Origin of the sequence: Pseudoalteromonas sp. ECSMB14103 (assembly GCF_000813065.1) — a bacterium.
GTDB classification, from domain to species: Bacteria; Pseudomonadota; Gammaproteobacteria; order Enterobacterales; family Alteromonadaceae; genus Pseudoalteromonas; species Pseudoalteromonas marina.
On sequence record NZ_JWGY01000012.1, the window covers coordinates 1 to 24,162 of the forward strand.

Annotated in this window: 27 protein-coding genes; 20 read left to right on the forward strand and 7 right to left on the reverse strand. The window is 40.7% G+C overall.

Translation table 11 applies throughout. The features are described 5' to 3' along the window. Positions 1-272: 272 nt before the first annotated feature. Together RF53_RS16185 and RF53_RS16190 are read left to right on the forward strand one after the other, a co-directional pair. Positions 273-887, forward strand: coding sequence for a trimeric intracellular cation channel family protein (locus RF53_RS16185; RefSeq protein WP_006791375.1), 615 nt, complete (start codon positions 273-275; stop codon positions 885-887). Between the two features lie 34 nt (positions 888-921). Further along, the gene (locus RF53_RS16190; RefSeq protein WP_006791374.1) at positions 922-2,430 is read left to right on the forward strand and encodes a YifB family Mg chelatase-like AAA ATPase; all 1,509 of its coding nucleotides are present in this window, start codon (positions 922-924) and stop codon (positions 2,428-2,430) included. 33 nt (positions 2,431-2,463) lie between these two features. On the opposite strand, the gene RF53_RS16195 is transcribed toward RF53_RS16190, so the two are convergent. Then, a complete protein-coding gene (locus RF53_RS16195; RefSeq protein WP_006791373.1) occupies positions 2,464-3,168 on the reverse strand; it encodes a response regulator transcription factor in 705 nt (234 codons plus the stop codon). Positions 3,169-3,351: 183 nt separating this feature from the next. Then, a complete protein-coding gene (locus RF53_RS16200) occupies positions 3,352-5,847 on the reverse strand; it encodes an alpha/beta hydrolase family protein (protein ID WP_039038285.1) in 2,496 nt (831 codons plus the stop codon). A gap of 84 nt (positions 5,848-5,931) precedes the next feature. Here RF53_RS16200 and RF53_RS16205 point away from each other — a divergent pair, with 84 nt between their 5' ends. Together RF53_RS16205 and RF53_RS16210 are read left to right on the forward strand one after the other, a co-directional pair. Next, entirely contained in the window at positions 5,932-7,008 is a 1,077-nt protein-coding gene (locus RF53_RS16205; RefSeq protein ID WP_008129553.1) for a hemolysin family protein, read from the forward strand. Positions 7,009-7,129: 121 nt separating this feature from the next. Continuing rightward, the gene (locus RF53_RS16210) at positions 7,130-8,146 is read left to right on the forward strand and encodes a metalloprotease (RefSeq protein WP_039038286.1); all 1,017 of its coding nucleotides are present in this window, start codon (positions 7,130-7,132) and stop codon (positions 8,144-8,146) included. A 43-nt stretch (positions 8,147-8,189) separates the two neighbouring features. Here RF53_RS16210 and RF53_RS16215 read toward each other — a convergent pair whose 3' ends face one another. Beyond that, the gene (locus RF53_RS16215) at positions 8,190-9,500 is read right to left on the reverse strand and encodes a short-chain fatty acid transporter (protein ID WP_039038287.1); all 1,311 of its coding nucleotides are present in this window, start codon (positions 9,498-9,500) and stop codon (positions 8,190-8,192) included. 178 nt (positions 9,501-9,678) lie between these two features. On the opposite strand from RF53_RS16215, the gene RF53_RS16220 reads away from it, so the two are divergent. Together RF53_RS16220 and RF53_RS16225 are read left to right on the forward strand one after the other, a co-directional pair. Beyond that, positions 9,679-10,746 carry a potassium channel family protein gene (locus RF53_RS16220; RefSeq protein ID WP_039038288.1) on the forward strand — a complete coding sequence of 356 codons (1,068 nt, stop codon included), beginning with the start codon at positions 9,679-9,681 and terminating at the stop codon, positions 10,744-10,746. Next, positions 10,746-10,949, forward strand: coding sequence for a PLDc N-terminal domain-containing protein (locus RF53_RS16225; protein WP_006791365.1), 204 nt, complete (start codon positions 10,746-10,748; stop codon positions 10,947-10,949). Before RF53_RS16220 ends, RF53_RS16225 begins: the two co-directional genes overlap by 1 nt. A 16-nt stretch (positions 10,950-10,965) precedes the next feature. Here the strand turns inward: RF53_RS16225 and RF53_RS16230 are convergent, their stop codons facing one another. Further along, positions 10,966-11,427, reverse strand: a complete 462-nt coding sequence (locus tag RF53_RS16230; RefSeq protein WP_008129557.1) for an EVE domain-containing protein — start codon at positions 11,425-11,427, stop codon at positions 10,966-10,968. Between the two features lie 77 nt (positions 11,428-11,504). Between RF53_RS16230 and tesB the strand changes: the two genes are divergently transcribed. Continuing rightward, a complete protein-coding gene (gene tesB / locus RF53_RS16235) occupies positions 11,505-12,362 on the forward strand; it encodes an acyl-CoA thioesterase II (RefSeq protein ID WP_006791363.1) in 858 nt (285 codons plus the stop codon). Between the two features lie 19 nt (positions 12,363-12,381). Here tesB and plsB read toward each other — a convergent pair whose 3' ends face one another. After that, positions 12,382-14,820, reverse strand: coding sequence for a glycerol-3-phosphate 1-O-acyltransferase PlsB (gene plsB, locus RF53_RS16240; RefSeq protein ID WP_039038289.1), 2,439 nt, complete (start codon positions 14,818-14,820; stop codon positions 12,382-12,384). 419 nt (positions 14,821-15,239) lie between these two features. Between plsB and rpsJ the strand changes: the two genes are divergently transcribed. The 12 genes from rpsJ to RF53_RS16300 all read left to right on the forward strand — a co-directional run bounded on the left by rpsJ (position 15,240) and on the right by RF53_RS16300 (position 21,137). Next, on the forward strand, positions 15,240-15,551 hold the full coding sequence (gene rpsJ / locus RF53_RS16245; protein ID WP_002957900.1) for a 30S ribosomal protein S10: 312 nt from the start codon (positions 15,240-15,242) through the stop codon (positions 15,549-15,551). A 27-nt stretch (positions 15,552-15,578) separates the two neighbouring features. Beyond that, entirely contained in the window at positions 15,579-16,214 is a 636-nt protein-coding gene (gene rplC / locus RF53_RS16250) for a 50S ribosomal protein L3 (protein WP_006791361.1), read from the forward strand. Between the two features lie 17 nt (positions 16,215-16,231). Continuing rightward, entirely contained in the window at positions 16,232-16,837 is a 606-nt protein-coding gene (gene rplD, locus RF53_RS16255; RefSeq protein ID WP_006791360.1) for a 50S ribosomal protein L4, read from the forward strand. Then, positions 16,834-17,136, forward strand: a complete 303-nt coding sequence (gene rplW, locus RF53_RS16260; RefSeq protein ID WP_006791359.1) for a 50S ribosomal protein L23 — start codon at positions 16,834-16,836, stop codon at positions 17,134-17,136. Before rplD ends, rplW begins: the two co-directional genes overlap by 4 nt. 15 nt (positions 17,137-17,151) lie before the next feature. Continuing rightward, positions 17,152-17,976: a 50S ribosomal protein L2 gene (gene rplB, locus RF53_RS16265; RefSeq protein WP_006791358.1), complete on the forward strand. Its 825-nt coding sequence runs from the start codon at positions 17,152-17,154 to the stop codon at positions 17,974-17,976. A 15-nt stretch (positions 17,977-17,991) separates the two neighbouring features. Next, positions 17,992-18,270, forward strand: coding sequence for a 30S ribosomal protein S19 (gene rpsS, locus RF53_RS16270; RefSeq protein ID WP_004588689.1), 279 nt, complete (start codon positions 17,992-17,994; stop codon positions 18,268-18,270). A gap of 13 nt (positions 18,271-18,283) precedes the next feature. Continuing rightward, complete coding sequence (rplV, locus tag RF53_RS16275; protein WP_006791357.1) at positions 18,284-18,616, forward strand: 50S ribosomal protein L22; 333 nt, start codon at positions 18,284-18,286, stop codon at positions 18,614-18,616. 11 nt (positions 18,617-18,627) lie between these two features. Next, positions 18,628-19,329: a 30S ribosomal protein S3 gene (gene rpsC / locus RF53_RS16280; protein ID WP_006791356.1), complete on the forward strand. Its 702-nt coding sequence runs from the start codon at positions 18,628-18,630 to the stop codon at positions 19,327-19,329. A gap of 12 nt (positions 19,330-19,341) precedes the next feature. Continuing rightward, on the forward strand, positions 19,342-19,755 hold the full coding sequence (gene rplP, locus RF53_RS16285; protein ID WP_002957890.1) for a 50S ribosomal protein L16: 414 nt from the start codon (positions 19,342-19,344) through the stop codon (positions 19,753-19,755). After that, a complete protein-coding gene (gene rpmC / locus RF53_RS16290; RefSeq protein ID WP_004588692.1) occupies positions 19,755-19,946 on the forward strand; it encodes a 50S ribosomal protein L29 in 192 nt (63 codons plus the stop codon). The genes rplP and rpmC overlap by 1 nt, the downstream gene beginning before the upstream one ends. Further along, the gene (gene rpsQ / locus RF53_RS16295; RefSeq protein ID WP_006791355.1) at positions 19,946-20,203 is read left to right on the forward strand and encodes a 30S ribosomal protein S17; all 258 of its coding nucleotides are present in this window, start codon (positions 19,946-19,948) and stop codon (positions 20,201-20,203) included. The genes rpmC and rpsQ overlap by 1 nt, the downstream gene beginning before the upstream one ends. A 172-nt stretch (positions 20,204-20,375) precedes the next feature. Next, on the forward strand, positions 20,376-21,137 hold the full coding sequence (locus RF53_RS16300) for a hypothetical protein (RefSeq protein ID WP_235420636.1): 762 nt from the start codon (positions 20,376-20,378) through the stop codon (positions 21,135-21,137). Between the two features lie 5 nt (positions 21,138-21,142). Here the strand turns inward: RF53_RS16300 and RF53_RS16305 are convergent, their stop codons facing one another. Then, the gene (locus RF53_RS16305) at positions 21,143-21,688 is read right to left on the reverse strand and encodes a helix-turn-helix domain-containing protein (RefSeq protein WP_039038290.1); all 546 of its coding nucleotides are present in this window, start codon (positions 21,686-21,688) and stop codon (positions 21,143-21,145) included. A gap of 185 nt (positions 21,689-21,873) precedes the next feature. Between RF53_RS16305 and RF53_RS16310 the strand changes: the two genes are divergently transcribed. Further along, complete coding sequence (locus tag RF53_RS16310; RefSeq protein ID WP_006791352.1) at positions 21,874-22,338, forward strand: hypothetical protein; 465 nt, start codon at positions 21,874-21,876, stop codon at positions 22,336-22,338. A 27-nt stretch (positions 22,339-22,365) separates the two neighbouring features. On the opposite strand, the gene RF53_RS16315 is transcribed toward RF53_RS16310, so the two are convergent. Further along, a complete protein-coding gene (locus RF53_RS16315; protein ID WP_039038291.1) occupies positions 22,366-23,982 on the reverse strand; it encodes an endonuclease in 1,617 nt (538 codons plus the stop codon). Positions 23,983-24,162: the final 180 nt, after the last annotated feature.

Sequence of the window (24,162 nt, forward strand, 5' to 3'; positions counted from 1 at the left end):
TCAGTGAAATGGGTAGCTCGTCGGTCTCAGCTCTCCATTAGCCAGCAAAGGTCACTTATTTAAATCCGGCTCCCGCAAACACTGAAATAAAAGCACTATTAAAGTAACACGCTAAAAGCGTGTTTTTTTGCCTGAAATTCAGTGATTTTTAATAACAAAGTGGTTATTACACTTACCATATATACTATACCAATCATTTTAAATTCGTTATTACTTAACACCTCGTGCTGGGTATGTTAAAACGGCTGAAATATTTTTAAGTGTACTTTTACATGACAGAGCTGTATCACTGGTTTGATTTAATCGGCATTGCTGTGTTTGCTATTTCAGGCACATTAGTGGCCTACGAGAAAAAAATGGATGGTTTTGGGGTGGTAGTATTAGCAACAGTGACCGCTATTGGTGGGGGAACTGTTCGCGATGTGATTCTAGACGTTCCTGTATTTTGGCTACATGATCAAAGCTATTTTTTTGCTATTTTAGCTGCTGTACTTATTACATCTCGGCTTATTAATAAGCAAAAATCTATTCCGTATTACACACTTCAAATAGCAGACGCATTCGGCTTGGCTTTTTTTGCTGTAATGGGCACTCAAAAAGCACTACTTGCAGGCATGCCAGAAATGACAGCAATCATAATGGGAGTCATAACGGCTTGTTTTGGAGGCTTAATACGTGATGTACTCGCCCGCGAAATCCCTATGCTGTTAAAAGGAGAGCTCTATGCCATTACCTGTATTGCGGGTGGTATTGTTTATACACTCAGTGTGTATTTTTCATTTGTGACTGAGTTGGCGATGGTATTGGCAATGTTGATGACATTATTCTTACGTTTTTCAGCAATAAAATGGAAAATCACATTACACGTTTTTAAATATCCTGACTAAACTTACTTAATCATAGGATTGATTAGGATAAGGAATGTCATTAGCTCGTATATATTCTCGTGCTCAGGTAGGTATTAATGCCCCTGAGGTTATTGTAGAGGTTCACTTAGGAACTGGTTTACCCGCATTCCACATTGTAGGCCTTCCCGAAGCCTCTGTGAAAGAGTCAAAAGACAGAGTGCGCAGCGCGCTTGAAAACTCTCAATTTGGTTTCCCTGATCAACGCATTACTGTTAATTTAGCCCCAGCTGATTTACCCAAAGACGGTGGCCGGTTTGATTTGGCGATTGCCGTAGGCATTTTGGTGGCATCAGGGCAAATAGTGTGCCCTGATATTCATAAATATGAGTTTTACGGTGAGCTTGCACTCAACGGTGAGGTACGTGGAGTAAATGCTATTTTGCCCTCTGTGCTTGCAGCTAAGGAACAAAACCGCTGCTGTTTTTTACCCATAGCTAATGATAGCCTGGCAAGCCTTGTAAATGGCGTAAAGCGCAAAGCGGTAAGTTCGATTCAAGAAGTATGGGGTGATTTACTAAACCAGCAGCCGTTGCCGTTAAATATAGAGTATCCAGACTGTACGCAGGCACCTGACTTTTTACTCGATTTGAGCGATGTAAAAGGTCAACCCGGGGCTAAACGTGTATTAGAAATAGCTGCTGCAGGCGGTCACAACCTGCTATTTTTAGGTCCACCGGGAACCGGTAAATCAATGCTTGCTCAACGAATGGCCACAATAATGCCGGCTATGTCTGATGATGAGGCACTTTCAACTGCCGCACTTTATTCAATTATTGGTCATTCAATCGATTTAACAAACTGGCGGCAGCGCCCTTTTCGTAATCCTCATCATACCTGTTCGGCAGTTGCATTAGTAGGGGGGTCATCAAACCCTAAGCCGGGTGAAATTTCGCTAGCACACAATGGGGTATTATTTTTAGATGAACTACCAGAGTTTGAGCGTAAAGTGCTCGACTCCCTTCGTGAGCCAATGGAAACCGGTACGGTAACTATTTCGCGTGCGGCGCGGCAAATGGAGTTCCCTGCACAGTTTCAGCTCATTACAGCGTTAAACCCAAGTCCTACTGGAAGCCATACCGATAAAAGAGCAACACCCGATCAAGTTATACGTTATTTATCTCGTGTATCAGGCCCATTTGTTGACCGTATTGATTTGCAAATAGAGCTACCACGGTTAACTAGCGTAGAACTGCAAAGCACTAAACAAGAAGAAACCAGCGCACAAGTGCGTGCACGGGTAGAAGCAGCTTATTACATACAGTTAAAACGCCAAGGCAAAGTAAATGCGCGGCTAAATAATAAAGAAATGAGTATTCACTGTGAGCTTGCCCCAGCAGAGCTGCAGTTTTTGGCTAAGGCCAGTGAAAAGCTGTCTTTATCGCCGCGCTCTTACCATAGAGTTATTAAAGTAGCGCGTACGATTAGCGATTTAAAAGGGAATGAAAAAATTAGTTTAGACGATTTAAAAGAGGCATTAAATTACAGAGCCTTTGAACGCTTAATTGCTCAACTTACTAAGTAGCTAAAATTGAGGCTAAACTGTTTTTACTAGCGGCTATAAAGAGAGCATGTAACCTTTACCGCGCACAGTGACAATACGCTTTTGATCTTTTTCATCGTTTAGTTTTTTACGTAATCGACCAATAAGAACATCGACTGTACGGTCGTTAGGGCTCCAATCTGGTTGGCCTATTTCTTCAGATATTTTTTCACGTGAAGTGGCTTTACCTGCATTACTTATTAAGCAAATAAGTACTTTGTGCTCTGCTTCAGTCAAACGTGATTCAACACCCGAGGAGGTAATAAGGGTGCGATTATCGGGGTGTAATTTAAAGTCGGCGTATTCAATAAACTCTTCACTTTCGTCGCTATCCATATTAACGGCAACGCGTTTATACAAAGCGCGCATGCGCAGTTCAAGCTCAAGTAAATCAACAGGCTTACAAATATAGTCGTCAGCACCTTGGGCAAGGCCTGCTATTCGATCTGCTTGTGAATCACGACTAGAAAGCACAATAACACCAATATCTGTTAGTGTGTTAAGTTCTTTGGCGAGCTGAAGGCCGTCTATTTTAGGCAGTACAATATCAATAATAGCGAGGGTAAATGCATCACGCAGGTTTACTCGCTGCCTAACGATGCTCAATGCATCAGCGCCAGTTGAGTCTACTTCTATTGTAAATTCGGTCTCTGCAAAATGATTTTGAATGCGTTTAACGAGTATTTCATCGTCTTCAACCAATAAAACATTAATAGCCATAGTACTTTATTTTAAATGCTTGTAGCTTTGTATGGTAGCACCATTAGGTAAATACTGAGAAGGGGTTACATGCTAGTTTTAAGTAACTTAATATTTCAAAAATATTAAAATAATTATAAAACATCAAAAAAGCGCCCCATATTCAAGGGCGCTTTTCATAAAGATATAAAATTCCGGTTTAAATTACTTATTTTCGTACATTGAATCCCACCATTGTGGTTCGTCTTTTAGTTTTTTATCAAAATATGCCAACATAGTATTCCACCAGTTAAAGCGCTTATCGCGCGCAAAAATTTGATGATCAGCACCTTTGTACTCAATAAGCTCCACGTCTTTATTTAGTAGTTTAAGTGCGGTGTACATTGTTAAGCTCTCGCCTACTGGTACGTTAGTATCACTGTCACCATGAATAAGCAGTAATGGTGTGGTTACTTTGTCTGCATGAAATACCGGACTATGTTGGCTATACAGATTGGCGTTATTCCATGGGAAGCTGTTTTTAGATGCCTCACCAGAGTATAAGTAGCCCCACCACCCTTCGCCCCAATAAGAGGTTAAGTTTGAAATACCCGCGTGGGAAATAGAGGCGCTAAATAAATCGGTTTTTGTTGCCAATAGCATGGTCATAAAGCCACCATAAGAGGCACCTAAATTACCGACCTTAGTGTTATCTACGTAGTCGTATTGTTTTAAAAAAGCCTGTGTTCCTTCGATAATATCGTCGGCGGTGTAATCACCCCATGCATTGACGTGTTGTGCTGAGAACTTTTGTCCAAAACCTGTCGCGCCAGTAGGTTGTACTACATAAACCACATAGCCGTTTTCGGCCCATAAGTTAAATGGGTAACGGCCAGTAAAACCACGGGTAACGGGTGATGTACCACCGTAATAATATACAAGAGCAGGGTACTTTTTAGTTTTATCTAGGTTACTTGGCACATAAACACGCCCGGTTATTTCAACGCCACTTTTATTAGTAAAGTTAAATTCTTCAAGGGTGGGTATTGTTGTATTGGCATAAGCAATTGGTTTTGAATCCCAAATAAGATCGGTTTTGTTTTTACTGATATTAAGGCGTTTGAGCTGTTGCGGTGCTAAAGCACTTGTGCCGGTGATTAACACTTGTGAATTGCGCCCATGTGAAACGCTAAATTTTTCTACAATATCCACATTGGTATTTAACTTTTTAAAGCGCTGCTTACTGAGGTCGAATAGATACAATGGCTGAGTGTCTTTTTCGGTCACTTTAAGTACCGCATCGCCGTTTTCTAACACGCTTAGCTGACCAATCGATGGGTCGAATTGTTTACTGAGCGCAGTAACATTTTTACCGTTGTTAGTTAACAGGTAAAGCTGTCCGTCGTAGTTATTAGCAAGCATTGACTTTGGCAACGCTCTGCCAGCGCCATTTTTAAAGTCGGGACCTGCAACAACATACACGTCTTTGTTTGCGTATTTTGCTTGGTTAAATGTTTTAAATTTACCAAGTGACAAGAGCTTGTTTGATTTTATATCCAGCTCAACGAGCTCTGTCTCAGGGTGAGTAGACGCTTGCATAGCCATAACCGAACGGCTCATTAATACTTTTCCACGCGTACTATTTAAATCTTCAAAGCTATGAGAAAGCGGGCCTTGGCTAAGTGCTTTTGTTAAGCCACTTTTAGTATCAAGCATATAAAGTTGGCTGGTGGTGCGCGCGTATGACCAACGATCTTGAAGGCCTTTATAATGCTTGGTTAAGTTGTTGCTGCTTTCTGGTGATTTTGACCAGCTAAATACTAGGCTGGTGTCGTTAAAAAAGGTGAAGCCACTGGCGCCAGCTAAGTCGCTTGCCAGTGTTTTAATGGCTAAGCTTTTACGATTAAGCTGTTTAAGCTCACCCTTTAATAAATACACTAAGTACTTATTATCTGGGCTCCAAATAATGTTACTTGGTTGCCCATCTTCAAATCGATATACAGTTGAGTTATCTGTATTTTTTAACTCGGTAACCAAGTTGGCTTTATTTTGAGTTTTATCGTCGTAAGTGCGCTTAGTGGTTATGTATTGCTCTGCGTTAGGCGCTAAAGATATATTACTCATGGTTGGCGCATCAAACAGTTGCTTTGCTGATAAGCGCTTTGTGTATGATGTATTTAGCGTAATTTTATCAATGTCACTCTTAGGGATGAAATCAATAATCACATCACTCCAGTTTGCGACTTGTTGCGCCAAAATAATAACGCTGTGGGTGGAGTTAGTTAATGCAAGCTTATAACTGTTTTTATCCCCTTTTTGGGGTTCGCCATTAATAAATAATTGCCCCTTTTCAATCCCTTTTAATGTTAAGGTGCCTTGTGTAAAACGCTCTGTTTCAATATTAAATTTTAGTGCTTGCAGTCCGCCAAGGGTAAGTGCGCTTACTTTATTGAATGGCTGCCAGCTTTGTTTTTTACCGAAAATAGAAAAACTGTCTGAGTTTGCTTGTAATTGTGGCAAAAGGTTGTTGATAATGGCTGAGCCATGCGGCGTTTGAAAAGGTTTTAATTGCATATCTTCGGCCAAGGGGCCGATAAATTGAATTTTTGATTTGTCCAATGGTTCAGCAATTGCTGCAAAGCTTAAACTGCTAAAGGCTAATAAACCTAAGGCTCGTTTAAATTGCTTGTTGCGGTAAAACCAAGGTGCATTAAATTTCATTATTGTGCCTGTTATTATTGGGTATTTGGTCAAATATAGCATGTATTGTTACCATGCTCACATACCCAATATAAAGGAGAAAAAGTGACTTTACTGATTGTTTATATGGTTGTGGCCATTGTTATTTCGTTTTTGTGCTCTGTGATGGAAGCGGTGCTGTTAAGCATTTCGCCAAGCTATGTTGCATCACTTAGAAAAGAGCAACCTGTGCTTGCTAAGCAACTTGAAAAACTAAAAAATAATATAGATCAGCCACTGGCAGCCATTTTGACTTTAAACACCATCGCGCATACAGCGGGTGCGGCGGGTGTAGGAGCGCAAGCGGCCGTGGTTTTTTCTGATGCTGCAGTGGGGATTGCCTCAGCAATTATGACCTTATTGGTATTGGTTCTTTCTGAAATTATTCCAAAAACTCTGGGTGCTAATTACTGGCGTGCCTTAACGCCAAGTGTTACCTACTCTTTACGGTTTTTGGTGATTTCGCTAAAACCCTTTGTATGGTGTGCGCAAAAGTTAACAAACCTAATGGGGCCAAAGCACGACGAAGCTTACTATATTCGCCAAGAAATAGAAGCCATGGCCGATATTGGCACTGAATCGGGCGCTTTGCACGAAGATGAGTCTGAAATTATTCGTAATCTTTTACATTTTAGGCATGCAAAATTGTCTGATTTAATGACGCCGCGCACAGTTATTTTTAAAGTACATAAAGACTTAACAGTAAACCAATATTTAAATGAGCACGGTTCGTCATCGTTTTCCCGCGTATTAATATTTGATAAAGATGCCGACGACATTGTCGGTTTCGTGCATAAAAACGATATTATGTTGGCGTATCATCGCTTAGGCACCGATTATAAAATCAGCAAGCTGATCAAACCAATTTATACAGTACCCACATCTCAAAATGTATCGTCATTATTGCAAACGCTACTAACTCAACGTACGCACATATGTTTAGTTGTGGATGAATACGGAGAAGTGCGCGGCATAGTAACGCTTGAGGATATGATTGAATCACTAATGGGCTTAGAAATAGTCGACGAACGCGATCAGTCAACCAATATGCGTGCAGTGGCAAAGCAACGCTGGCGTAAGCGTTTGGCCAGCAGTGCGCATATTGTAAGTGAAGAAGACGAACATCCTGAAGAAGAAAAGTAGCTTTTCGCTCGCAACGTTAGCTATTGTTAGGTACTTAAATTTAATACAATAGTTAACGCCTGCCCTCGTGTTTTTTTAGCCAAACGGTATACTAGCGCGATTATTTTAAATGGCTTTAATTATGATAAGAATAGACCTAACCTTGGCTGACCAGCCATTTTCATTAATGGTTTCTGGGCAGCAAATAGTACAAGTATTTCATAACCAGCAAGCTATTGCGTTTGATACTCCTCGAGAACATTACTATCAATTTAACTTTCAAGATAAATTAATAGGCATAGATACCAGCACAACTGCCGAGCAAAGTATTTCGTTATTTGTAGATGAGCAATTTGCTACCCAGCTCGCTTTACCAGCCCCAGTTAATGGTGAACCTAAAAGGGGTTTTTTAGGTTTTGCTGCGTTAGGTTTTAAACTATTTAAAAGCGCAAAAGTAGTAAAGGCTGCGTTGGCAGGTGCATCTGTTGCTGGGTATGCTTGGCTATTTAGCATTGAATTTGCGCTTATGCTTATTGCGTGTTTAGTGGTGCATGAGTATGGGCACGTAAGAGCTATGAAGTACTTTGGCATAAAAACCAAAGGTATTTACTTAATCCCATTTGTGGGTGGCTTAGCTGTCAGTGACGATAAAATAACAACCCGCTGGCAAGATGTGGTCATATCGCTTATGGGGCCTGCTTTTGGCTTAATAACCTCTGTGTTGGGTGTTGTTTTATATTACGCTACGGAGATGGATATATTTGCCGGTGTTGCGGTATTAAGCGCACTACTTAACTTATTTAACTTACTGCCTATTTTACCGCTAGATGGTGGGCATGTATTAAAGAGTATCAGCTTTTCTATGCGCTCATGGATTGGACTAAGTGTATGCTTGCTGGGTGTGTTATTTGGCTTATGGGTTAGTTATACATTTGGTTTAATGTTACTGGTGTTCTTTTTGTTTGTTGGGGCGCTAGAAATTGTGTTTGAATGGCGCGGTCGACATTATTCGCATTTAATACCACTAGATAAATACGGACAAGGTTTTTCAGCCGCTATGTACGCACTGGTAGTTACAGGGCATGTAGCAGTGATGATGCATTTTGCTGATTCTGACAATCCAATACTCAGTTTGCCGATGACAATTTTATCGAACTGATAATTGTGCGCGTAGTTAATTTTTAACTACGCGCAAAGCTTTATTAATAAAAGCTCAATACCAGCGATATAAATACCCCAGTAATAATCAGTTGTACCACGCAAAAGCCCATAATATCTCTTGCCTTTAGGCCCGCTATAGCCAATACGGGCAGTGCCCAAAAAGGTTGAATTAAATTGGTCCACGCATCGCCCCATGCCACAGCCATAGCAACACGGGATATATCGGCGCCCAGCTCTTGCGCTGCGGGTATTACAATAGGTGCCTGTACAGCCCATTGTCCGCCACCGGAGGGCACAAACATATTAACGAGTCCTGCACTAATAAAACTATAAAATGGCAAGCTATCGGCATCCGCAATGGCAATAAAGCCTTGTGATATTTGTTGTGCTAATCCTGTATCGACCATGACCGCCATAATACCGGCATAAAAAGGGAACTGAATTACAATTCCCGCACCACTCGGAATTGCTTGTTGTAAGCTATTAAGCACATTGTGAGGAGTTTGATGTAGCGTAATAGCTAAAAATAAAAACAGGGCAATTACACTATTGAGGTTTAAGCCGCCACCAGAGATAAAAAAGTAATAGCTTAAGTAGGCAAGCCCCATTAAGCCAATGCCCATACCTAGCAGTTTGCTTTGTTCTAAATGTTGCGAAGGACGCGTTATTTTACTTGCTGCAGGTGTGCGGGTGTTTAATAGGGTTGGATCGATATAAACGCTGTCGTTGTCATTGGGTAACATGTAGCGATTTACTAATGGGACGATAATAAATAAACCAATCAAAATGGCAATATTAAAACCTGCAAATAAGGTTTGATCTGTACTCACAATACCAATACTTGCCTGTGAAAAGTGTCCTGGTGTTGCAATAGTTAGCGGAATTGAACCTGCAAGGCCGCCATGCCATACAACAAAGCCAGTATAGGCACTAGCTACTAATAATCGATAATCTACACGGGTATGTTTTGCAATAGCTTTGGCAAACAATGCACCAATAACAAGGCCAAATCCCCAGTTTAGCCAGCTCGCTAAAAGTGAGATGAAAGTAACTAATATAATTGCTTTAGGCGCGGTGTTGGCTAAGGTTGCTAGTTTCTCTAATACTTTGCTAATGAGAGGTGTACTTGCCAGCATGTAGCCTGTAATAAGTACAAGCAGCATTTGCATAGCAAAGCTCAATAGGTTCCAAAACCCATTGCCCCACGCGTGCAGTACATTAATACTGCTGGAAGGGGTAAATATACTGGCAGCGACAAATGTAATAAGTGTAAGCAAAATTACAAATATAAATGGGTCGGGTAGGTAACGCTCAACCAGTTTTGTAAATGGGGTGGCTATTCTATTAAGCATAAAAATACAGTTTAGTGTTTGTTTGTAGATTAATTAATCACGAAATGTGGTTATGTGCAAATCACAATTAGTATTACAGGGGACAGTTTTATACTGTCTATACCTTAAACGTTGATTAAAACTAAGGCATACAGTAACGTACTGTTTATAGATAATTTAATAACAAAGATTTTGTATTATGCCGGTGATATTTAAAAGGTTAGCGTTACTTGTTCGCGCTCATATTGATCAATTGAGCTGGCAAGCAGTGACCTTTGCAATTTTAACTCATATGCTCGTAACCTGGTTGCTACTGTATGCTGCCAACGAACAGGCGTTAACCTCTATAACCACTTTTTTTTACTATTACACAGTGACAACGTCAACAGTAGGATATGGTGATTTTAGCCCGACAACAGAGCTTGGTCGATGGGTGGTTGCTTTAATACAAATTCCGTTTGGTTTAGCTTTATTTGGTGTTTTGCTTGGAAAAGCAGGGCAAACTGTTACTTATTTAATTAGGCACGCTATGACTGGTGATAAAGATTTTGCTCACAGTAATAACCACATCATTATTTTTGGTTGGCACGATACCAGAACTAAAAAAATGATTGATTACATTTTGGCGGATACAAAGCGCGCTGAACGTCGTATTTTACTCGCGGTAACAGAGCAGATGGATCATCCGTTTTTAGCAAATGAGCAGGTTGATTTTGCGCGTCTTTCTAGCTTTACTGATTTAGCAGAGTTAGAGCGTGTAGCAATAAGTCACGCCGATAAAGTAATTATTGATGGGCAAGACGACGACCAAACATTTACTACTGCGCTGCGTATTAGCCGCTTAGTAAAAGATGAGTGTCATATTAGTGCTCACTTTTTAGATGAAACCAAGGTCGATATGCTACTGGAGCATTGTCAAAATATAGAATGTAGCAGTGCTAAGTCGGCTGAAATATTAGTTCGTTCAATGCAAGACCCCGGCTCTAGTCGAGTACAAGAAGAGCTGCTTTCTACATTACATGGTGATACACAATTTAGCTTAAAAGTACCCAGTGGCTGTAAGGAAATGGAATTTGGCACCTTGTTTCATCATTTTAAAAGGCAGCACGACGCTATTTTGTTGGGTGTTGCACATAACTTGAGTGCTCAAAATATGGACTTAAATCCACCTTTGGATTATAAAGTGAGTGAAGGTGATATTCTCCACTATATTTCTGTTGAGCGTGTATTGAGCGCCGAAGTTGATTGGTCAAGCTTGGAAAAATAATGAATGAAGTTATATTTTTAATTGTTATTTTAAGTGCGTACATTTTACCTGTAGTCATTGTACTAAACAGTAAGCGTACGCAAGGCCACGAAAAAAACGGTTGGCTCATCGGTATCATCTTTTTTTCGTGGTTAGGGCTCATTATGTATTTTGCCATTGTGCCCAAGCACGGGCACAAAAAGAAAAAAGCAGTAAAAAAATAAGTACGGCGTTACAACTTTACTCTTTAGCCATATTCATAATTTCATTCCAATCGTGCTCTGTTACGGGCATAACCGATAATCTTCCTGCTTTTTTTAGTGCCAACTCTGTAATACTGTCGTTTGCTTTTATAGATTTTAAGCTAACCATTTTATTCAAATGTTGGTGGTAGGTTACGTCAACGACTACCCAACGCGGTGAATCGCTGGTGGCTTTAGGGTCATAATAATCGCTATTTAGGTCAAATTGAGTAGGGTCTGGATAGGCTGCGCTTGTTATCTTTGCTATACCCGCTACACCTACGTTTTTGCAGCTTGAGTGATAAATCATCACTAAATCGCCTTCTTTAACATCATCACGCAAAAAGTTTCGGGCTTGGTAATTTCGTACACCTTCCCATAATGTTGTTTGATTAGGTGCGTGTTTTAGGTCGTCAATTGAAAAAGCATCGGGTTCGGTTTTAAACAGCCAGTAAGCCATAGTTGTATTCCTAACAAAGATTTACATAGTTGTAGTCTATAGTATCATTAAGTTATTAGGGAATTGAGGAACATATAATGAGCCAAGTTTTAGATGATTTATTATCGTTATTAACACTTGAAGAAATAGAGCAAGGGTTATACCGAGGGCAAAGCCAAGATTTGGGTTTTAGAGCTGTTTTTGGTGGTCAGGTTATGGGGCAAGCGCTATCAGCAGCAAAGGAAACCCTACCGGCTGGACGTATTGTTCACTCTTTACATTCTTACTTTTTACGCCCAGGGGATGCTGCTAAACCTATCGTTTACGATGTTGAAACTATTCGCGATGGCAAAAGCTTTAGTACCCGTCGTGTAAGTGCAATTCAATACGGTAAGCCTATTTTTTATATGACTGCATCTTTTCAGGCGGTTGAAGACGGACTTTCGCATCAGGCAACGATGCCAGATGTACCGCAACCGGAAGAGCTACGTTCGTCGCTTGAGTTTTATCAAGAAAATGCTGAGCATATACCCGAGGTGATTCGTAATAAATTTATTCGCGAAATGCCTATTGAAATGCGCCCTGTGACATTTCATAACCCCTTTAAACCAGAAGCGATTGAGCCAGTTAAACATATTTGGTTTAGAGCGAATGGTGACATGCCCGATGATCAGCGTATTCATAATTACCTATTGGCTTATGCATCAGACTTTGAGTTTTTACCAACTGCATTACAGCCGCATGGCGTGTCGTTTATGCAGCCAAATATGCAGGTCGCAACAATTGACCATGCAATGTGGTTTCATCGCTCGTTTAGATTAGACGACTGGATTTTATACACCATAGACAGCCCGAGTGCGAGCTCAGGCAGAGGACTGGTAAGAGGGCAATTTTTTGATCGCCAAGGCAACTTGGTTGCCTCAACAATTCAAGAAGGGGTTATGCGTCAGCGCTAACCCTATCTATGTATAGCGGCTAGTTACACTGGTCTTGAACAATGTCGCTAATCGATTGCCATATACGGGCAGGTAGCAATGTTTTAAGTTGTGAATAGGTTTCGCACAATTGCGTACTGCCCACCAAGCCATTATCGCCTTCTGTCACAAGCCCTTCACCACGTAAGTTATCGATAAAACCAACCAGTACTTTTTTATCAAAAAACTCTGGTGTTTTAATGCCGTGTAATGTGCCTAAGCGATCTGCTAATACTTGGCTTTCTCGCTCAAGCTCAGCCTTTTCAATGCCATTACTCGTTTGTATAAAACCAATCACAATAGCGTAGCGTTGCAGAGTGAAGCTCAATGCTCGCCCTAGCATTTCTAATTTTGCTAAGCAGTCGTTGGTATTAGTAATGTGTATATTGTCGCCATCAAATTCAATTAAGTTTTGATCAGCAAAATTGGCCAAGATACGCGTAATGTAGTTTTCATCAAGGGGCTGTAAATACCACTCTTTGGCAAATAGCGGATAAAACGAATGTACTAATTGTTCACATTGCTTAATTGTTGTTGTGTGCTGCTTAAATAAGTGCAATGCCAACAAGCTAGGTACCGCAAATAGATGCAAAATATTGTTACGGTAATAATTAAAGAGTGTTTTTTCTTTATCGCTAATGGCAATAATTTCGCCAAACTCATCACTTATCACATCAAATTTGTTAAGTTTTAAGGCATGTGTAAGGAGTTGCTCCGGTGTTTCGTCAGGCGCGGTTACTTTATCGCTATAACTTGCATCACGCTGCAGGCGTAAGTAAAAATCGAGCTGAGCTAATAGCTTTGGTTTACTTAAAGCGTGCTTGTCGTTTACTAGCAATACCATTGCTAGTAAGTTAACAGCATTTAAAGCAGCTGCATTATTAATTTTAACCATAACTTGGTCTGCTAAGGCTGCAACTTGTGGGCCTAACCACTGAGGTTTTTGTACGTCAGTTGGGTGAACCGCGTCGCGCCAGTCGGGTTGGTTATCATTTAAATATTGGTTAACCGAAATAGGATCGCCAAAATTTAGGTAACCACGTCCATAGTTTTTAAGGTTTTTTATCGCTTTAAAAATACCAAATACCGACTCGCCTTTCTTATCTTTTCCAGCAAGCTCTTTAAGGTACGTATTTATTTCCATGACATGTTCGTAGCCAATATACACAGGGACTATTGATACTGGTCGATCGATACCGCGTAGCATGGCTTGAAAGGTCATTGCAAGCATACCTGTTTTGGGCGGTAACAAACGCCCTGTACGGCTACGCCCGCCTTCTGTGTAAAACTTAACTGAGTAACCTTTAATAAATAACTGACTCAAATATTCTTTAAAAATAGCTGAGTACAGTTTATTGCCTGCAAACGAGCGGCGAATAAAAAACGCACCCGAGCGGCGAAATATGCCACCGGCAGGAAAAAAGTTAAGGTTAACACCTGCGGCTATATGCGGTGGCACCAAACCTAAATGGTAAATAGAGTAAGTAAGAAGCAAGTAGTCCATATGGCTACGATGACAAGGCATGTAAATAATTTCATGGCCTTTATTAGTTAGTTCATGCAATTGCTCTGTGTGTTTTATGTGTATGCCGTTGTATAGCTTATTCCAAAGCCATGTTAAAAAGCGATCAGCAACGCGTATCATTGCTTCAGAATAGTTTGCGGCTATTTCATCAAGTAGCTTAAGCGCATTTTGACGCGCCTCGGTTTGGCTAATATTTTTAGCTTTTGCTTCATCTTGAATGGCTTTTTTAATGGTAGGAGAGGCCAATAGTGAATTAAAGAGCTGCTCGCGCGATGGCATTTTAGGACCTGTTGCCGCAAGTTTTTGACGCTTAAAGTGAACCCGGGCAACACGTAGTAATTTTTGTGGTAGCTCATTTACATCAGCTTTTTCATTTACAATAAGTGATAAGTCGAGTGGTTGGCTAAAGCGAATAAAGTTATCGCGACCAGAAAACAACACAACAAAAAACTTTCTAAACCAGCTTGGTGTAACCGAATGCGTTATTAAAGTACGTAATCCTGGTTTTTCTTTACCTGGATCGCGTCCCCATAAAATAGTTGCAGGTATCACTTGTACATTTTTTTGGCCACTATTTATAAGGTGATCAATTATGTGTTTGCCTTGTGCCAGTGCATTGGTTGGTTTTGCTGTATCGCCAAATAAAGGTGGTGGATTTTTAATACCAATAAATCGCTCTAAATGTTCATCACCTAATATTTGCTCTTCAGTAGGACTAGGTAAGCCGTATTTTTTACAAGCATGAGCCAGCGCCGCAAGATCAAAACGAGAATTTAAACGCACTATATAAAATGTAGGGTAATCAGGATTTAAATCGTACTGTTTAATAGGGTTTTCTGGAAGGACTTTGCTTTTAACAAATAAGCGACTAAATCCAGCAGATAAAACGTTTAAACAATAATTAAAAATACGCATCGACTCACCATATTGAGGGTGTTAAAAAGCAAAATTAGCGTGATAGGATACCATATTATCTAAAAAATCGCTTCTTTACGAAATGAGATTAGTTAATGCAGCTATTGACCCGCATTGAAAAGTTTAGTTCCAGTATAGTCACATAATATAAGCTGGCACTTATTTAGACGAATTAATCATTGATACTTTGTTTTGAATTAGTTGTTGCATTTATCACCAATACCTCTATAATACGCAGGCTTTCAAAATTCCCCCGGGAACTTGGAAGGATAAATTAAGCTTGGATTTCAAGCTAATAAACAGGAGTTCCGATTTGGAACTCAACGTAGATATAATCAAACAGCCGACATCTTAATAATTAAGATTGTTTCGGTCGTTTTTTTATGCTCTTTTAAATGCTCTTTATATTGAGGTTAAGAATGTCAAATCAACGCATTCGTATTCGCCTAAAAGCTTTTGACCACCGTTTGATTGACCAATCAACGGCAGAAATCGTGGAAACTGCGAAACGCACTGGCGCACAAGTACGTGGTCCAATCCCACTACCTACACGCTTTGAACGTTTTACTGTACTTACTTCACCGCACGTAAACAAAGATGCGCGTGATCAGTACGAAATCCGCACCCATAAACGTCTGATAGACATCGTAGAACCAACTGACAAGACTGTTGACGCGCTTATGCGTTTAGATCTTGCTGCTGGTGTTGATGTTCAAATCAGCCTGGGTTAATCGGAAGATTAGAGAGGTTTTAGGAAAATGGCATTAGGTCTAGTCGGTCGTAAAGTGGGTATGACACGAATCTTCACTGAAGATGGTGTATCTATCCCTGTGACAGTTATTGAAGCGACACCTAACCGCATTGCTCAGATCAAATCTGACGCAACAGACGGTTATAACGCGCTTCAAGTAACCGCAGGCACTAAAAAAGCAAGTCGTGTAAACAAAGCTTCAGCGGGTCACTTCGCTAAAGCTGGCGTTGAAGCGGGTCGCGGTCTGTGGGAATTCCGCCTTAACGGTGGTGAAGGCGATTTTGAAGTAGGCGCAGAGCTTACTGTTGAGTTATTCAACGAAATCAACAAGGTTGACGTAACCGGTACTTCTAAAGGTAAAGGTTTCCAAGGTGGTGTTAAGCGCTGGAATTTCAGCATGCAAGACGCTACACATGGTAACTCTCTATCTCACCGTGCTCCTGGTTCAATCGGTCAAAACCAATCACCTGGTAAGGTGTTTAAAGGTAAGAAAATGGCCGGTCATATGGGTGCTGAGCGTGTAACGACTCAAAACTTAGAACTAGTTCGCGTTGACGCTGAGCGTAACTTGCTTTTAGTGAAAGGTGCAGTACCTGGATCTATCGGCGGTGACGTTATCGTTAAACCAGCTGTTAAAGCATAAGTCCTGGAGATTTAGTGATGGAATTAGCAATCAAAGACGCTTCTGGCGCTCTTGAAGTTTCTGAAGCTACTTTTGGACGTGAGTTTAACGAAGCATTAGTACACCAAGTAGTTGTTGCTTACGCAGCAGGTGCTCGTCAAGGTACTCGTGCTCAGAAGACACGTTCTGAAGTAAGCGGTGGTGGTAAAAAACCATGGGCTCAAAAAGGTACTGGCCGTGCACGTGCTGGTACAATCCGTAGTCCAATTTGGCGTTCAGGTGGCGTTAGCTTCGCAGCTAAACCACAAGACCACAGCCAAAAAGTAAACCGTAAAATGTACCGTGGTGCGATCAAAAGCATCCTATCTGAACTAGTTCGTCAAGAGCGTTTAATCGTTGTTGAAAGTTTTGGTCTTGAAGCACCAAAAACTAAAGATCTAGTAGCTAAGCTAAAAGAGCTTGAGCTTAAAGATGTACTTATCGTGACTGAAGAAGTAGATGAAAATCTTTTCTTATCAGCACGTAACCTTTATAAGGTTGACACGCGTGATGTAGCTGGTATCGATCCTGTAAGCTTAATTGCTTTCGACAAGGTACTTATTACAGCCGCTGCTGTTAAGCAACTTGAGGAGGCGCTAGCATGATCCGTGAAGAACGTCTTTTAAAAGTGATCCTTGCTCCACACATCTCTGAAAAAAGCACAATTGCTGCTGAAGAAAACAACACGATTGTTTTCAAAGTAGTAAATGACGCAACTAAAGCTGAAATTAAAGCAGCAGTTGAGAAGCTTTTTGAAGTAGAAGTAACGGGTGTTCGCACACTTAACGTTAAGGGTAAAACAAAACGTACTGGCATGCGTTTCGGTCGTCGTAGCGACTGGAAGAAAGCTTACGTTACTCTTAAAGAAGGCAGCGAGCTAGACTTTGTCGGCGGCGCCGAGTAATAAGGGGATAGAATTATGGCACTTCAAAAGTGTAAGCCTACTTCTGCGGGTCGTCGTCACCTAGTTAAAGTGGTTAACTCTGATTTACATAAGGGTAAGCCATACGCACCACTTTTAGAGAAAAACTCTAAATCAGGTGGTCGTAATAACAATGGTCGTATTACGGTTCGTCATATCGGTGGTGGTCATAAACATCATTACCGTTTAATCGATTTTAAACGTACTAAAGATGGCATTCCAGCTACTGTTGAACGTTTAGAATACGATCCAAATCGTAGCGCAAACATCGCTCTTGTATTATATGCAGACGGTGAGCGTCGTTACATTATCGCACCTAAAGGCTTAAAAGCTGGTGATGCAATCCAGTCTGGTGTTGATGCACCAATCAAAGCTGGTAATGCACTACCAATGCGTAATATGCCTGTAGGTTCGACTGTTCACAACGTAGAATTAAAACCAGGTAAAGGTGCACAAATCGCACGTTCTGCTGGTGCTTACGTTCAAATTCTTGCACGTGATGGTCAGTATGTAACATTACGTCTTCGTTCAGGCGAAGTACGTAAAGTTGAAGCTGATTGTCGTGCTACACTTGGTGAAGTTGGCAATGCTGAGCATATGCTTCGTTCACTTGGTAAAGCAGGTGCAAACCGCTGGCGTGGTATTCGTCCGACAGTTCGTGGTGTTGCCATGAACCCGGTTGATCACCCACACGGTGGTGGTGAAGGTCGTACTTCTGGTGGTCGTCATCCTGTGTCTCCATGGGGTAAGCCGACTAAGGGTGCGAAGACGCGTAAGAACAAGCGTACGGATAAATTTATAGTACGTCGTCGTACTAAGTAATATTGAGGAATAGCCATGCCACGCTCTCTCAAGAAGGGTCCTTTTATAGACCTACACTTGCTGAAGAAGGTAGAGAAAGCTTTGGAAAGCGGTGAGAAAAAGCCAATTAAAACTTGGAGCCGTCGTTCAATGATCATACCTAACATGATCGGATTGACCATTGCTGTCCATAATGGTCGCCAGCACGTACCAGTTTTCGTTTCTGACGAAATGATCGGTCACAAACTAGGTGAATTTGCACCAACTCGCACTTACCGTGGCCATGCTGCGGATAAGAAAGCGAAGAAACGTTAAGAGGGGAAGATAAATGCAAGCATTAGCTAAACATAAATTCGCCTCTGGTTCGGCGCAAAAAGCACGTCTAGTTGCAGATCAGATCCGCGGGTTACCTGTCGATCGCGCACTAGAAATCCTGGCGTACAGCCCGAAAAAAGCGGCTGTATTAGTTAAGAAAGTACTTGAGTCTGCTATTGCTAACGCAGAGCATAACGAAGGTGCTGACATTGATGAGCTTCGTGTAACTACGATCTTTGTGGACGATGGTCCTACAATGAAACGTATTATGCCTCGTGCTAAAGGACGCGCAGACCGCATCCTTAAGCGTACAAGCCATATCACTGTTATGGTTTCAGATAGCTAGGAGTATAAGTAATGGGACAAAAAGTTCATCCTACTGGTATTCGCCTAGGTATATCTAAACCTTGGGTTTCTACCTGGTACGCGAGTTCTAAAGATTTCTCTGATCAGCTTTTTGGCGATCACAAAGTTCGTGCATTCCTTACAAAGGAATTAAAAACAGCTTCTGTGTCTAAAATCGTTATTGAGCGTCCAGCAAAATCAATCCGCGTAACAATCCACACGGCTCGTCCGGGTGTTGTTATCGGTAAAAAAGGCGAAGACGTAGAAAAATTACGTCAAGCAGTAACTAAAATCGCTGGTGTACCTGCTCAGATTAATATCTCTGAAGTACGTAAGCCAGAACTTGATGCACAACTAGTAGCAGACGGCATTGCCTCTCAACTAGAGCGTCGTGTTATGTTCCGTCGCGCTATGAAGCGTTCGGTACAAAATGCAATGCGCATCGGTTCAAAAGGGATTAAAGTTGAAGTTAGCGGTCGTCTTGGCGGCGCAGAAATCGCACGTTCAGAATGGTATCGTGAAGGTCGTGTACCTCTACATACTCTTCGTGCTGATATCGACTACGCAACTTCTGAAGCCTTAACCACTTATGGTATCATTGGTGTTAAAGTTTGGATCTTCAAAGGCGAAGTTATTGGTGGTTTACCACTAGTACAAGAGCAAGAGAAGCCAGCTAAACGCGCACCAAAGAAAGCCAAGAAAAGTGCTAAGTAGAGGTAGCGAGTAATGTTACAGCCAAAACGTACAAAATTCCGTAAAATGCACAAAGGCCGCAACCGCGGTTTAGCGCAAAACGGTAACAAAGTAAGCTTCGGTACTTTCGGATTGAAAGCTACTGGCCGTGGCCGCATGACTGCTCGTCAAATCGAAGCAGCTCGTCGTGCTATGACGCGTCACGTGAAACGTCAAGGTAAAATCTGGATTCGTGTCTTCCCTGACAAACCGATTACAGAAAAACCTCTTGAAGTTCGTATGGGTAAAGGTAAAGGTTCTGTTGAATATTGGGTTGCTGAAATTCAGCCTGGTAAAGTACTTTACGAAATGGAAGGTGTTTCTGAAGAGCTTGCTCGTGAAGCATTCGACCTTGCAGCTCGTAAACTGCCATTCAAAACAACTTTCGTAACTCGGACGGTAATGTGATGAAAGCAAGCGAACTAAAAGACAAAAGCGTAGAAGAGCTTAATGCTGAACTTCTAGGACTTCTTCGTGAGCAGTTTAACCTGCGCATGCAAGCAAGCACTGGTCAGTTAGCTCAGACACACACGCTAAGAACAGTACGTCGCGATATCGCGCGTGTAAAAACAATTATTAACCAGAAGGCAGGTCAATAATGAGCGATAAAATTCGTACTCTTCAAGGCCGTGTAGTTAGCGACAAGATGGAAAAATCTTTCACTATCGCAATCGCACGTTACGTGAAGCACCCAATCTATGGGAAATTCATTAAACGTACAACTAAGCTACACGTACATGACGAAAACAACACAGCAAAAGCGGGTGACGTAGTTACTATCCGTGAATGTGCACCAATTTCTAAGAATAAATCTTGGACTTTAGTAGACGTTGTTTCTAGTCCAAAACAAGCTTAATTTTTAATTAAGTTAGTTTTGTAAAAAAGCCCCGGCATTAGCTGGGGCTTTTTGTATTTAGTACCGTAGTAAAGTAACTTATTGATAATTTTTAGACCGACAATGCACCTTTGTAAATGAACTAAACCTGCCCAGTTATACTCATAAAGTAAACTGTTCACAGGGAGTTGATGTGTTGAAAGGTAACTATAAAGCGTGGGGTATATCAATTGGTTTTCATATTGTTGTTATTTATTTGGTTTCGAGGCAAACGATTGAGATAGCACAGCCATACGCAGGCAAAGTGATAAAAGCGTATGTAATGGTGGACCTTACAACATTACCCAGTAATACAAAAAGTAAACAGCCGAATGCTTCATTCCCTGAAAATGATACCGCGCTTGATGCAGGTGAGTTAACACCTAAGCCGATTAAAGGGCGTGACTTTCAGAGCGATCAGCAATTAAAATTAAATTTACCAGAGAATGCCACTGAGACAAGTAAAAGCATTGCCATAAGTACTGATAGAAAAAAGCATAATGTAAATAAAGCCGCGATTGAGCCTATAAAAAATAAGGTTAATTCAAAAGCTCAGCAGCAGCCATTTAAAAAAATTGATCCGTACGCACCAATAACTCCGTTTTCAATTTCCAGTAATCCTATTGTATCCTTTGATTTCCCGCAGATAGCAACTTTGCCGAAGAGCAAAAATCACCAACACATAACGGTTCCAATTGAGCATTCTAGTGATTTCAAATCAGCGGTATTGTGGCAAAGCGCAGATGGTAGTCAGCGGGTGGAAATGTACAAAGGTATGTGCTACAAGATTGATTTTAATGGTGTTATGGGTAAAGTAGGCTTACCAACGGGATCGCCAAGGCCATGCAAAGATAACGATCGTATTCTATATAATAAAATAATGGATAAGTGGAATACTAAAAAGCCCATTAAGTAGTGTGTTTAAACTTTATTAAGAAGCTTAATTAATAAATGCTTTTTAGAAAAAGCGGCAACGACAACAGATAGCAAAATACAAAGCGTGGAGCCTACAATTAAAAAGCGGTTTTCAATCCGGCTAATTTGCCTCTCACCTAAAATTTGGTAAATAACATCACCTTCAATATATCGCTCGCCTTGGTAGTGCTGACTGACGTTGAACGCTACAAAGTCGCCTAATTTGGCCTGATAAGTAAAGTAAGTCTCTGGGTAGAAAATTTCATAGGTTGCGCATAACCACATTACGAGACCAGTAATAAGCATAATTAAACTTACAAACAGCCTTTTTTTAATCTGTGTGCTTTGTAATGTTTTTGATGGTAAATACTTATCTAAACACGTTTTGCCATAGCAAAGTTCGAGCTTTTCAATTACCTCAGCGGACGGAATAAATTGTCCATTTTCAAGCTTAGATAAGTAAGATTGTTGAATACCAATCTCGCGTGCAGCAAATGCTTGCGTCCATTTTTTATTTGCTCTTAATTGCTTTAGTTCAATTCCTAGCGACAAGTTTCTTCCTTACCTTGTTTAATGCTCATCTATTTATTATCGCTAAAAATGGTGTGTTTAAATAGCCCAATAAGCAATATTCATTACTATGAATTAAAAGAATATTATGAATATTAATAAGTTAAGTTTTAATAGGTGATAAATTGGTTATGCTAGGCAGACTAAATAATAAAGGAGTATAACGAATGAAAATGTACTTTTATAAAGCGGTAATGGGGATTACTTTTGGGTTTTTATCCTCAGCGTGTATTGCAGAGCCAGTATTTGCGATTAAAGCCACTATTTACAAGCTAGAGAGTAAAATAACAATAGATAGCAAAATAGATGAAACATTAAAAAATTTACAACCGATTCACCAACCTCAGTTATTAGCTAACTTAAATAAAAGCGCATTAATAGAAATAGGCGACGGTGAACAGCTAACAGCACTTGAGGTAAAAACAAATGAACAAGGAAGTTTTTATAATGCGAGCATGAAGCTCAAAGAAAAAGTAGATAGCGATTGGCAGTCTATTACGTCTTTCATGCCTAATATTCCCAATGGGCAAACTGTATATTTTAGCCGCACATTTACAGACAGCGTATGGGTGATTAAATTAACGGGAAAGCGCTATGAGTCTATTGCACTTGGTCAGGCGAGTTTTAAATAGCCTCAGCCTTGGCTGAGGCTATATTTTCTACCAAATCATTTCTACAAATTCAGGGTAGTCGATAAACGGATTACGGTTACCTTGAAATTCAAATGCTGCTTGGTTTCGATCTATTTCCATTTGGCTAACAGGGTCTGCGTTATGCCAGTTGATTAACATAGCAACAACCCAGCTTTCAAATACCTGCGAACTGGTGCCGTTAAGAACCGCATTACTTGCAGTGGTATTATTTTGCCACGTCCCAATCACATTTTCATAGCGTGTAGCCATGTAAAAATAGGCACGGGCAAAATCACCTTTAAACTCATCAATGGGTTCAAACACTGTGCCCGTGTAATTAATGGCACTACTTGCAGAGCCTAACTTACTGCCATTAGTTGATGTAAACGTGGCGCTTGCCACTTCACCAAACGGAAAGTTGCTGCGTTTAGAGTTTACATAGCCATCGGTTGCATAAATATGATGAACATCTGAGTTCATAGGCTCATTAGTACCGCCAAACCAACTTTTAGGGAACGAATGCTCGCGGTTGTAACAACCACCTTCGCCACTGTAATTGCCACATTGATCGCTAACGGCTGTGTATGTGTAGCTATCGTTGCCATTTGGCTTTTCACTGTACATATCTAAAATACTATTATCGTTTTCAAAGTATGTATCGCGAGCCGATGAATCATAAAAGTTCCATATTGCAGAGTACCCCTGCGAACTATGATTATTAATGATGTTATAAAGCTCAGTTTTTAATGCGTAACCGGTTAGGCCTTGTGTTGTAACATAATAACCTGTTGGTGTTGTGGGGGTACCACCAGAGCCACCGCCAAGCGAAAATGAAGTACTTTCAGCGTTGCTGAAGCTTGCGCCACTTGCTAGGGTTGAACCACCACTAGTGAGTGCATAATTACCACTACCAAAACTACAACAGATACCATCACCGTAGCTGTCGTTAATAGTAAAGGTATAGGCGCCATCAGCTAAACACAGTGCTTCGTTATATTGTGTATTAGACGCATAGCCACTACCGCTTGCAACTGTATTACCTTGGTTATTATTAATAGCCCAGCTTGTTTCGCTACCATAATTATCTGTCGTCAAACTAAAAGAGAGGCTATTGCCCGAGCAACTCCCAGAGCTACTGTCGTTACTTGTAGGTAAAAAGTTATCTACATAGACAAGTTCATTGCCATCAAAGCCACTGACATCATAAAAGCGTAGGCCAACATTAATGGTTTTATTGCTACTTGCTGTATAGCTATGGCTAATTGTTTGCCATTGATTAGTTTGCGTATTATTGGAGTAGCCTTGGTAACCATCTACGAATAAACGGGCTTTAACTTTTCCTTCTGTGTGGTAAACATCAGTTGAAAACACATAGGTTTTTCCTGCTTCTACCGTTATTTGTTGTAATAAATCGGTGTTAGCCTGAGAGCCTGTGGTTACATTAACTGCTGCTGCACTATTACCTGTTTTAACAATATTTGTTGAGCGCGATAGGCTAATACCGCTATCTATTGTGCTCCACGCGTCAGGTGTATTGCCTGACCATTGCTCAAAACTGCCATTTTCTACATTTGCCATTACCGGAAGTGCGCCAAGTAATAAGGCTGTTCCGAATAGTTTATTTTTATATGTCCCGTGTGACATGATTGTTCCTATTTTTATAATGAGTGAATAATATACATTACTTTGTTTAGGTTACAAAATTGTTAATTTAAAATTTAATAAAAAGCAATAATCGCTCTTTAATCTGTTTTTTTAGGTGTTTTTTAAAATTAATAACTAAATGGAATATCAAAGCAGATTCTATTCTTTTTTGATAAGTGG

Bases quoted from the DNA above. Each gene is read 5' to 3' on its own strand.
- RF53_RS16185 (WP_006791375.1), top strand. From the start codon at position 273: ATGACAGAGCTGTATCACTGGTTTGATTTAATCGGCATTGCTGTGTTT.
- RF53_RS16190 (WP_006791374.1), top strand. From the start codon at position 922: ATGTCATTAGCTCGTATATATTCTCGTGCTCAGGTAGGTATTAATGCC.
- RF53_RS16195 (WP_006791373.1), bottom strand. From the start codon at position 3,168: ATGGCTATTAATGTTTTATTGGTTGAAGACGATGAAATACTCGTTAAA.
- RF53_RS16200 (WP_039038285.1), bottom strand. From the start codon at position 5,847: ATGAAATTTAATGCACCTTGGTTTTACCGCAACAAGCAATTTAAACGA.
- RF53_RS16210 (WP_039038286.1), top strand. From the start codon at position 7,130: ATGATAAGAATAGACCTAACCTTGGCTGACCAGCCATTTTCATTAATG.
- RF53_RS16215 (WP_039038287.1), bottom strand. From the start codon at position 9,500: ATGCTTAATAGAATAGCCACCCCATTTACAAAACTGGTTGAGCGTTAC.
- RF53_RS16220 (WP_039038288.1), top strand. From the start codon at position 9,679: ATGCCGGTGATATTTAAAAGGTTAGCGTTACTTGTTCGCGCTCATATT.
- RF53_RS16225 (WP_006791365.1), top strand. From the start codon at position 10,746: ATGAATGAAGTTATATTTTTAATTGTTATTTTAAGTGCGTACATTTTA.
- RF53_RS16230 (WP_008129557.1), bottom strand. From the start codon at position 11,427: ATGGCTTACTGGCTGTTTAAAACCGAACCCGATGCTTTTTCAATTGAC.
- tesB (WP_006791363.1), top strand. From the start codon at position 11,505: ATGAGCCAAGTTTTAGATGATTTATTATCGTTATTAACACTTGAAGAA.
- plsB (WP_039038289.1), bottom strand. From the start codon at position 14,820: ATGCGTATTTTTAATTATTGTTTAAACGTTTTATCTGCTGGATTTAGT.
- rpsJ (WP_002957900.1), top strand. From the start codon at position 15,240: ATGTCAAATCAACGCATTCGTATTCGCCTAAAAGCTTTTGACCACCGT.
- rplC (WP_006791361.1), top strand. From the start codon at position 15,579: ATGGCATTAGGTCTAGTCGGTCGTAAAGTGGGTATGACACGAATCTTC.
- rplD (WP_006791360.1), top strand. From the start codon at position 16,232: ATGGAATTAGCAATCAAAGACGCTTCTGGCGCTCTTGAAGTTTCTGAA.
- rplW (WP_006791359.1), top strand. From the start codon at position 16,834: ATGATCCGTGAAGAACGTCTTTTAAAAGTGATCCTTGCTCCACACATC.
- rplB (WP_006791358.1), top strand. From the start codon at position 17,152: ATGGCACTTCAAAAGTGTAAGCCTACTTCTGCGGGTCGTCGTCACCTA.
- rpsS (WP_004588689.1), top strand. From the start codon at position 17,992: ATGCCACGCTCTCTCAAGAAGGGTCCTTTTATAGACCTACACTTGCTG.
- rplV (WP_006791357.1), top strand. From the start codon at position 18,284: ATGCAAGCATTAGCTAAACATAAATTCGCCTCTGGTTCGGCGCAAAAA.
- rpsC (WP_006791356.1), top strand. From the start codon at position 18,628: ATGGGACAAAAAGTTCATCCTACTGGTATTCGCCTAGGTATATCTAAA.
- rplP (WP_002957890.1), top strand. From the start codon at position 19,342: ATGTTACAGCCAAAACGTACAAAATTCCGTAAAATGCACAAAGGCCGC.
- rpmC (WP_004588692.1), top strand. From the start codon at position 19,755: ATGAAAGCAAGCGAACTAAAAGACAAAAGCGTAGAAGAGCTTAATGCT.
- rpsQ (WP_006791355.1), top strand. From the start codon at position 19,946: ATGAGCGATAAAATTCGTACTCTTCAAGGCCGTGTAGTTAGCGACAAG.
- RF53_RS16310 (WP_006791352.1), top strand. From the start codon at position 21,874: ATGAAAATGTACTTTTATAAAGCGGTAATGGGGATTACTTTTGGGTTT.
- RF53_RS16315 (WP_039038291.1), bottom strand. From the start codon at position 23,982: ATGTCACACGGGACATATAAAAATAAACTATTCGGAACAGCCTTATTA.